Raw genomic sequence first — 8,891 nt, forward strand, 5'->3', positions numbered from 1 at the left:
CAAGTGCGAGACTCCTGCGGGAGCAGCGGGACAGGCGAGACCCCACAGGCGTTTAGCCGAGAAGGCTCACCGCCCGCCGCATCTGGAGGGGAAATCAACCACACCGCTTTACTTGGTAAATAGCAACAAAATATGTGAAAACAGCCTAATGAATAGTAAAGGGTAAATATTAAGAAATGATTGCCACTTTCCCTTGTCATGGCAATCGTCGTTTAATAGTCAGCCAGATTAATAATCACAAATTTAAATAAGAAAAAATCCTCTGATTTAAGTATATTTTATATTTTTCTGATTCTTTATACAACCGTTATACCTGTTAAAAGAAAATCCATTTCGATAACATAATTCCATTTCCGTACAATATGTAAAAATAATCATAACGGATTAGAAGAATAGCTATAAAGAAATTTTTCACGTTCTTTGGTGGAACATACCGGATTTATTGCATTCTCTTCTTTTGCTTTATAAAGTGTTTAAACAACCTTCAGAACCAATTCTTCATTTGCACAAATAACATCGTCCCATTCATTTTTTGTAACTTTTTCCATCCAAGGCGATTTATAGCGAAATATTTTTGTCCTTGGATCCATTAAATCATGGCTAGTTCGACTGCATAATTCGTGCGAGTTCTTTTTCTAAAACAGCGGGCTCGTTTGCGTAATTGTAAATCCCTAAAAACTTCTCTATAGCCTCTGGATGGGAACTGATCAGCTTGTTGACAGCTTCCTGTTGTTCAGATATGCGTTCATTCTTCGAAATTTGGCATCCCATGTGAAACCGAACCATAAACTCATTTTCTATTGCCTTTTGATATTCTTCAGACATTTGATTTGATTTATTGGATTGCCCCTTATATTTTAATAGAATATTGGATAATATACGTGCTCCACATATAGCATCATGGATCCCCTGCGCCATGCCAGGATCTTTAAAACAAACCGCATCACCAACCAACGCCCATCCTTTTCCCATTCCCTTATACCAGTAATTATCATATCCCAGTATACCTTTGACAGGTTCAGCGATTTCAGCATCTTTCAAGCGAGCTCCAATTGTTGTATTAGGAAAGTTATCTGTCAAGAGATTGCGCAGACAGCTTTCCGGATTTGATTTCAACCGTTCTATCAATTCCTTATTTTCTAATGGGAAAATGCCGACAATAACATATAAATCATCATTCGTCGGAAAGAGAATGGCTGTGTTATCTTTTCTCTTGTATACTTCAAATTTAGGGACATCATCATGGCGAAATCCAGAAAAATACTCAAAATGGATGCCGACTGTTGCCGAAATACTTGTTATGAGTTCACTTTTTACCAGCTTGCGAATAATAGAGGATCGGCCGTCTGCCCCCACTACCAGGCGAGCTAAAAATTCTTGCTTCTTGTTGTTGCCGTCTAAACCTTTCACGCCTATTACTGTTTCGTCATCACGGATGACATCCGTCACACGAAATCCTTCTAAAACGGTAACATTCATTTGAGATTTGGCCTGTTCAAGTAGGATATGATCGAGATAAGTTCTCCTAATGCAATAACAATTGTCCTCACCGTAAACCACAGGGATGAGTCCTTCTATCACGGTATCCTCAAATTGAAATTTAATATCCCGTACCGGCGGTGCATTTGTTTCCACTAACTTGTCCATTACACCAATTTCTCGAAGAAGAGCGACAGTATTATTGAAAAAGGTATTGGTTGATAATGTGTCCCTTGGAAAAGTCGATCGGTCAACTAACAACACTTGAAAACCTGCCTTAGCAAGATAAATTGCCAGAGCAGAGCCGGCACATCCAGCACCGGTAATGATGACGTCATACATCTTATTCATCGGATCACTCCTTTTTCAAGTACCATGATTGACTTGCTTATCCATTAGCAGAGTTTGATAAAAATATACTACATACATAAAAGTATGGAAGTTAAAACAAAAAAAGTACAGAGAATTCCAAGGTCGATCTCATCTATGTTAATGGTCAATTTTTACTTCTTCTTTTAGAACTCCCTCAGTTAATTAAGGATTTCATTGGTTAGAGTAATTACAAAGGCACTTCCCCTACCCCACTAGCATATACAAAAAAGCATTGGTATATTGTTTGCATCTTTATACCACCAAGTGTAAATAACAGTCCATATTTCCAAATCGGTTTCAAGTAAAGTGTAATAAGTAGTGCTACTTCTAGGATTACATGATATGTATTATCAGGGGGAATTTTAAAAAGCCAGAATTCAAAAGCAACGAATAGCCGCACATAATAAAAAACCATAGTCCTTTATTGGAGATGTCCTTGATTGGTAAGAATAAATCCATTTATTTTGACAAAAAAAAGAGCCAACAAGTTGTTGACTCTTTGATTTAAAAAGTAGAAGCTAAATCTTTTGATCGTGCTATAGCATTTTCTTTTATTTCTTGTGCTTTATCAGGCATTGCTGCATGTCCTTCAACGAATACACCTTCAAAGGAAGGCACTCCGAAGAATTGCATGATGATTTTTAGATACCGGTGACCCATTTCCATTTCAGCAGCAGGTCCTTCTGAATAAATACCACCACGAGCTTGAATATGCAAGGCTTTCTTATCAGTTAAAAGACCAACTGGGCCTTGTTCGGTGTATTTAAATGATTTACCTGCAACAGCTACAGAATCTATATATGCTTTCATTACTGGCGGGAATGAAAAATTCCATAAAGGTGTTACAAATATATATTTATCGGCAGCTATAAATTGCTCACATAACTCTGAGAGTCGACTAACTTTTGCTTTCTCATCCGCCGAAAGTTCTTCAAGGCCCTTTCCTGATTGAAGTTTCCCCCAACCACTGAAAACATCTACATCAATTTCAGGAATATTTTCTTTATAAAGGTCAATATTCACTATTTCATGGCTAGGATTTACTTCTTTGTAAGTGTCAATAAATGCTTTTCCAACGGCCATACTGTAAGATTGTTTATCATCATGAGGATGAGCTGTGATGTACAATACCTTAGTCATTCTGTATCTTTCCTTTCTTTTAACATATTTGAACATTCTAGTTTGTCTCGGAAATTAAACATTTATACAATTATTCGAACTAAAATAACTTTAATTGATAAGTATAAAATTCTCCGTTACCCGCCCATAAATCACAGATTTAAGGAAGGTATAAATCTTCTTTCAAGTTTTGAGAAAGAATGTGAATTTGGGATATGATATAACAAGACAATCCGGTTATTTTTAGGAGGCTTTATAAAATGACGAATTCAATAAAATTTGACCTGCACACTCACCATGAACGATGTGGACATGCTATCGGCACAATTGAGGATTATGTAAAACAAGCCATTGAATACGGTTTGCAATATATTGGGATTTCTGATCATTCTCCATATTTCTATAGTGAGGACGACCATCTCTACCCAACTATCGCAATGGCAAAAAGTGAACTTGTCCCTTATATTGAGGAAGTTCTTCGCTTAAAAGAAACATATGAAGGTAAAATTCACGTGTTATTAGGAATGGAAAGTGATTTCTTCCCTGATCACATTGAAGTCTACCGTGATCAATATCTTTTACACCCTTTTGACTATATAATTGGATCTGTTCATTATGTTCAAGACATTAGCATTTTTAAAAAAGGGCGTTGGAATGGTTTAACTTCTAAAGAACAGTCAAAATTAAAGAATGAATACTATGAATTAATACAGAAATCTGCAAAAAGCGGAGTGTTTCAAATCTTAGGCCATATTGATGCAATGAAAGGGTTTTATCCTGCCTTTTCATCCATTGAAACAGACAGTATTGAAAAAACGTTACAAATCATTAGTCAAGAAGATATCGCCATTGAGATTAATACCTCTGGTAAAACAAAAGAGTGTGGTGGGTGGTATCCAGCAGATGACATTTTAGAAAGAGCTCTTTTCTATAATGTGAAGGTAACATTTGGATCAGATTCGCATACACCTGAACGTATTGGCGATGAATTTGAACAAGTTAAAAAAAGACTAAAGGAAATCGGCTTTTCTGAGTGGGCTTACTTTGTTAACAAGCAAAGGATTCTCACTCCACTTTGATCTTCTTAGTCAATAGGAATAGAACTGGTTCCATTCGTTCAAGGATATGCAATTTTCTGCTAAAAATAAAAAAAGCCGACCTTTTATTGGTCGGCTTCTTCAATTAATCTGTCCTTTTATATTAAGGAGAAAAGAAGAAAGGCATTGTCATGAAGGAGAAAAGTAAGCACTTGATGGGGATGAATGTCTATATCACGAATTCATCGCCAGAAGAAGTTCCCACTGATTATGTCCATTCCCTCTATTCCCTGCGTTGGCAGATTGAGATTTTATTTAAAACATGGAAGTCATTCTTTGAAATCGATGAATGCAAAACAATCAAAAAAGAACGCCTAGAGTGCCATTTATACGGCCAACTTATTGGCATTCTCCTCTGTTCTTCTACCATGTTTCAAATGCGACAGCTTTTGCTTGAAAAGAAAAATCAGGAGTTGAGTGAATACAAAGCGATTTATATGATTAAAGATTCCTTTCCGTTATTGTTTCAAGCAATAGCAATTGGTTCAGAACAGCTTTTGAAAATTCTTCATCGCCTTTTTCAGCTACTCAAAAAGAACGGTCGAAAATGCCATAGGTATAAGAAGATGACTGTCTTTGATATTCTAGGGGTTGTGTATCAAACGACGGTGAAGGATAGACAAGCTGCCTAGAAAAAAGCTCATATTTGATAGGCTTCTTTGGCTTGCCTGGTTTTCAAGAACTAGGTAGTTTTGGAACAATATCATTTTGTGCTATTAATTTACGTTGTTAGCTTGATGGGCATGGGGTACCGCCAGCAAGCGCTGAATTATGATGTCTTCATGCACTAAAGCCCCCATTTGTTGAAAATGACGATATAATGTTAGTGGAATGATTGTATTCGCAAAAGGAGGTTCGTTTCATGAATATTTTAATTTTGGGTGCAACTGGTCGGGTTGGGGGGCAATTAGTTACTTATAGTCTGCAAGACAGGCATCATGTTACAGTTTTGGTTCGCACTCTTGAGAAGATTGGAATGAACGATGCCAATTTAACCATTATTCAAGGTAATGTTTTAAATAAAGATGATATCGTACGTGCCATGCAGGGGATTGATGTAGTTTTTAGTGCACTGAATACTGATGGGACAACCACTTTATCAAAAAGTATGCCACTAATTATTGAAGCAATGGAAAACGAAGGTATCCAACGAATTATTACGATTGGAACAGCAGGTATCCTGCAAAGTAGAACAACCCCAAATATTTTGCGTTATCAGTCATGTGAATCTAAGCAGAAATCTACCCGCGCAGCGAAAGAACATCATCAAGTTTACGAAATGCTGAAACAATCAACACTTCAATGGACAATTGTCTGTCCTACATATTTGCCGGATGGAGAAAGTGTTGGCACATATCGTGTGGAAGGTGACTTTTTACCGGAGAATGGGGTTGAAATATCCGTGCCGGATACAGCGGAATTTGCATTTAACCAAATAAAAAGTAGTGCTTATTTAAAATCACGAGTAGGTATTGCCTACTAAACATTCCTACTTGCATTACTCCACTTGGAATCGCAGATGAAGTGCAGGAACCATTACGTCCGCTTAGCCCGTTCAATTATCTTCGTAAATGTACACAATCTCTGAACAATTGCCAAGAATATTTACCGGTTACTTTTGGACGAAAGAAAAATTCGCCTGTACCAAGTTCATGAACATTCTATGCCAAGGTGCTATATTTCCCCTCCAAAAATAGCCACATTCTGCCTGTCGGGCGCAAACGCTAGCCCGTTCCATATCAATACAGTCTGTACAAATCCTAGTGAGTCGGCATTGTACCTCCCCGCGATCCTCTGATATGCTTCTAGCTCATATATGCCATCCCTGTTGTAATCAACCGGATATAAACCAGATAAAGGATTTACCCATCCTTCTATCGGCGCCTTCAATACACCATCCTTGTTATAAATTTCAGATAAATATTCCTTACCCTTATATGTAAGGTCAAGAATGTACCTTTCTTTTAGATAATAACTGTTCAACTTTGCTTTGTATTGGTTTTCATAATTAACAGCGTATTTATAGGTTTCATTGAATGCGTCTGAATTAAAAATGGTCATGAGTTGACCGTTAAGATATGAAAAAACATACGCATAGATGGAACCACCGCTTCCTCCTGTATCAATGACCACTAAAATGTCATCCCCTTTGTTACCTGTAAGATCACCAAGAAAAAGGGTCGGATTATATCCTGCGTTATTTTTCATGGGAACTTGTTCATATTGATTAGTCCTCCCATTTTGGATAACCAAAGTTACATTCCTCCAAAAGGGGCTATCAGGAGTTTTGTTTGCGGTAAGAAAAACATTGTCCTTTATCCCATCCCCATCAATATCGCCTTGCTTTGAGGTCACTGTAACTGTTCTGTACAAGTTCATTTCCCTTGAAAGAGCAGATTGGAGGCTCAATTTCATGTCTAGCAGTTCCTGCTTTGAAGGATAAGGATTTGTAAGCGACAAGGCGTTATCGATCGTATGCATCGCTTCACTTGTTAAACCGGCTCTTCTTTGAGTCTCAGCCAAACAGTACCAATAATAGGGATCATTCGTTCCTTGTATTTTTGTGTAATAGTAATGAATCACTTTTCTTATGTCATACGTATCCAACTTCATCCCACCTGTCTCACTTTATTGAATTATATGCGAGAATTTAGTGAATAATCTTGAGTACATATCTATTGCTGGAAACAACAATATTGTCCTTTTCAAATTTAGCGCCCTTATTATGAATGATTTCTGTTGACTAATACCATTTTATGAACTTTTTTTACTTGCGTATATTTATTTAATTTGCTATTATAACTGACGAACGTTCGTTAAAATATGAGGTGATATTATTGAAAAGTAATGAAATCAAGGAAGCCGCTCTAAAATTTTTCACGATTCATGGTTATGAAGGAGCGTCCCTTTCTCTAATAGCTGAAGAAGTCGGCATGAAAAAGCAATCCATTTACGCCCATTTTAAAGGCAAGGATGATCTTTTTCTGCAAGTTTTACGTGATGCGAAAGAGACGGAGCTATCTTCGAAACTCCAATATTTCAGTAAAGTCGATTCAAAAAATCCTGAAAAAGATTTATACGGATTCCTGCAATTGGTCATCGATCTTTTCCAAAAAAATGAGCATATAAAGTTTTGGCTGCGTATGTCCTTTTTTCCGCCAGCGCATCTTGAAAAAGAAATCGAGCAGGAAGTCATAGATATCGAGGAAAAGGTGCAGGCAATTCTGGAATGTAAATTCCAGGATTGGATCAATGCCAAATTAATCGTCGAAGATGGAGCCATAACTCCGACATATGCTTTCTTGGGAGTAGTGGATTCCATTTTGCTTGAGCTTGTATACGGCAATGATGAGAAACGGCTGAAGGATAAATTGGCAGCCTCTTGGAAAGTGTTTTGGAGAGGTATTTCACAAGAATGATTCACAAAGAAAGTGGTGTTAACACATGAATAAACCAATTAAAGAACAAAAGGCGGTATTAATTATTCTTCTAAGCAATATATTCATTGCTTTTCTGGGAATTGGACTCATCATCCCCGTCATGCCGTCATTTATGAATATCATGCATTTATCAGGAAGTACGATGGGCTATCTTGTTGCCGTATTTGCGGTATCACAGCTTGTTATGTCTCCATTCGCAGGTCGTTGGGTTGACCGTTATGGGAGAAAGAAAATCATCATCATCGGCTTATTCCTTTTTGGTGTTTCAGAACTTATCTTCGGTGTAGGGACAAACGTATCGGTGTTTTATTTATCAAGGGTCCTAGGGGGAATAAGTGCCGCCTTTATCATGCCAGGTGTTACTGCATATGTTGCGGATATTACATCCGTTCAGGAAAGGCCAAAAGCAATGGGCTATATTTCAGCCGCCATTAGCTTGGGCTTTATAATTGGACCAGGGATCGGTGGCTTTGTTGCAGAATATGGTATACGCTTGCCTTTCTTCCTTGCAGCGGCCATTGCTTTTTTAGCATGCCTTTCATCAATATTCATTTTAAAAGAGCCGATGACAAAGGAACAGCTTGCAAAAGTTTCTGCAAATATTAACCAAACAAACTTTATAGGCGATTTAAAAAAATCACTAAACCCGCTTTACTTTATTGCGTTCATCATCGTATTTGTACTCGCTTTTGGTTTATCAGCCTATGAAACTGTTTTTAGCCTATTTTCTGATCATAAATTCGGCTTCACGCCGAAGGATATTGCAATAATCATTACAATAAGCTCTATTTTCGGAGTTATTGTGCAAGTATTCATGTTTGGAAAACTGGTGGATATTCTCGGCGAAAAGAAGCTTATCCAATTATGTTTAATTGTCGGTGCCATTTTTGCGGTAGCGTCCACTATGATTTCCAGCTTTTTGGCAGTTCTAGTGGTAACTTGCTTCATCTTCCTTGCATTTGACCTGCTTCGTCCGGCTTTGACGACATTTTTATCAAAAGCTGCCGGGAAAGAACAAGGATTCGTTGCTGGAATGAACTCCACCTATACGAGCTTAGGAAATATCGCCGGTCCATCCATGGGAGGATTGCTGTTTGACATAAACATTCACTACCCTTATCTTTTCGCTGCTGTCATTATCGTCATTGGCCTTGGCATTACAGTCATTTGGAAAGAAAACCGATTGACAGAAAGCTTAGCGAAATATTAATGTCCCGGATCGAATTTCTTAGATTTTAAAAGCACCTTTCCTTTTCGGGCTGGAAAACTCTCAAACTTGAAAAATGATATTCTAAAAAACCCCTTGCCCATATTGGGCAAGGGGTTTAACTTATCCAGATTAGTCATTTTTGCTATTATTATTATTAAAAAGTGGGATTCTGTC

The 8,891-nt window shown here is 37.6% G+C and carries 7 protein-coding genes and 1 pseudogene; 5 read left to right on the forward strand and 3 right to left on the reverse strand.

Features of this window, described 5'->3' with window-relative positions:
* Nucleotides 1-600: 600 nt before the first annotated feature.
* Both ACFVSH_RS19340 and ACFVSH_RS19345 read right to left on the reverse strand, forming a co-directional pair.
* Entirely contained in the window at nucleotides 601-1,830 is a 1,230-nt protein-coding gene (locus ACFVSH_RS19340) for an NAD(P)/FAD-dependent oxidoreductase (RefSeq protein ID WP_387707378.1), read from the reverse strand.
* Nucleotides 1,831-2,355: 525 nt separating this feature from the next.
* Nucleotides 2,356-2,991, reverse strand: a complete 636-nt coding sequence (locus ACFVSH_RS19345) for an FMN-dependent NADH-azoreductase (RefSeq protein ID WP_387597309.1) — start codon at nucleotides 2,989-2,991, stop codon at nucleotides 2,356-2,358.
* A gap of 239 nt (nucleotides 2,992-3,230) precedes the next feature.
* Here ACFVSH_RS19345 and ACFVSH_RS19350 point away from each other — a divergent pair, with 239 nt between their 5' ends.
* The 3 genes and pseudogenes from ACFVSH_RS19350 (at nucleotide 3,231) to ACFVSH_RS19360 (ending at nucleotide 5,550) form a co-directional block, all read left to right on the forward strand.
* Nucleotides 3,231-4,049, forward strand: a complete 819-nt coding sequence (locus tag ACFVSH_RS19350) for a histidinol-phosphatase (protein ID WP_387597312.1) — start codon at nucleotides 3,231-3,233, stop codon at nucleotides 4,047-4,049.
* 128 nt (nucleotides 4,050-4,177) lie between these two features.
* A pseudogene (locus ACFVSH_RS19355) lies at nucleotides 4,178-4,699 on the forward strand (transposase); the annotation flags it as partial.
* A 230-nt stretch (nucleotides 4,700-4,929) separates the two neighbouring features.
* Nucleotides 4,930-5,550 (forward strand): NAD(P)-dependent oxidoreductase, encoded by a 621-nt coding sequence (locus ACFVSH_RS19360; RefSeq protein ID WP_387597315.1) that lies wholly within the window; start codon nucleotides 4,930-4,932, stop codon nucleotides 5,548-5,550.
* A gap of 191 nt (nucleotides 5,551-5,741) precedes the next feature.
* Here ACFVSH_RS19360 and ACFVSH_RS19365 read toward each other — a convergent pair whose 3' ends face one another.
* The gene (locus tag ACFVSH_RS19365) at nucleotides 5,742-6,482 is read right to left on the reverse strand and encodes a VCBS repeat-containing protein (RefSeq protein WP_387598185.1); all 741 of its coding nucleotides are present in this window, start codon (nucleotides 6,480-6,482) and stop codon (nucleotides 5,742-5,744) included.
* A 422-nt stretch (nucleotides 6,483-6,904) separates the two neighbouring features.
* Between ACFVSH_RS19365 and ACFVSH_RS19370 the strand changes: the two genes are divergently transcribed.
* Together ACFVSH_RS19370 and ACFVSH_RS19375 are read left to right on the forward strand one after the other, a co-directional pair.
* Nucleotides 6,905-7,486, forward strand: coding sequence for a TetR/AcrR family transcriptional regulator (locus tag ACFVSH_RS19370; RefSeq protein WP_387707380.1), 582 nt, complete (start codon nucleotides 6,905-6,907; stop codon nucleotides 7,484-7,486).
* 25 nt (nucleotides 7,487-7,511) lie between these two features.
* Nucleotides 7,512-8,717, forward strand: coding sequence for an MFS transporter (locus ACFVSH_RS19375; protein WP_260287690.1), 1,206 nt, complete (start codon nucleotides 7,512-7,514; stop codon nucleotides 8,715-8,717).
* The last annotated feature ends 174 nt before the right edge of the window (nucleotides 8,718-8,891 follow it).

It is taken from the genome of Peribacillus sp. NPDC058002 (genome assembly GCF_042886655.1).
GTDB lineage: Bacteria > Bacillota > Bacilli > Bacillales > DSM-1321 > Peribacillus > Peribacillus aracenensis.

Bases quoted from the DNA above. Each gene is read 5' to 3' on its own strand.
- ACFVSH_RS19340 (WP_387707378.1), bottom strand. From the start codon at position 1,830: ATGAATAAGATGTATGACGTCATCATTACCGGTGCTGGATGTGCCGGC.
- ACFVSH_RS19345 (WP_387597309.1), bottom strand. From the start codon at position 2,991: ATGACTAAGGTATTGTACATCACAGCTCATCCTCATGATGATAAACAA.
- ACFVSH_RS19350 (WP_387597312.1), top strand. From the start codon at position 3,231: ATGACGAATTCAATAAAATTTGACCTGCACACTCACCATGAACGATGT.
- ACFVSH_RS19360 (WP_387597315.1), top strand. From the start codon at position 4,930: ATGAATATTTTAATTTTGGGTGCAACTGGTCGGGTTGGGGGGCAATTA.
- ACFVSH_RS19365 (WP_387598185.1), bottom strand. From the start codon at position 6,482: ATGAAATTGAGCCTCCAATCTGCTCTTTCAAGGGAAATGAACTTGTAC.
- ACFVSH_RS19375 (WP_260287690.1), top strand. From the start codon at position 7,512: ATGAATAAACCAATTAAAGAACAAAAGGCGGTATTAATTATTCTTCTA.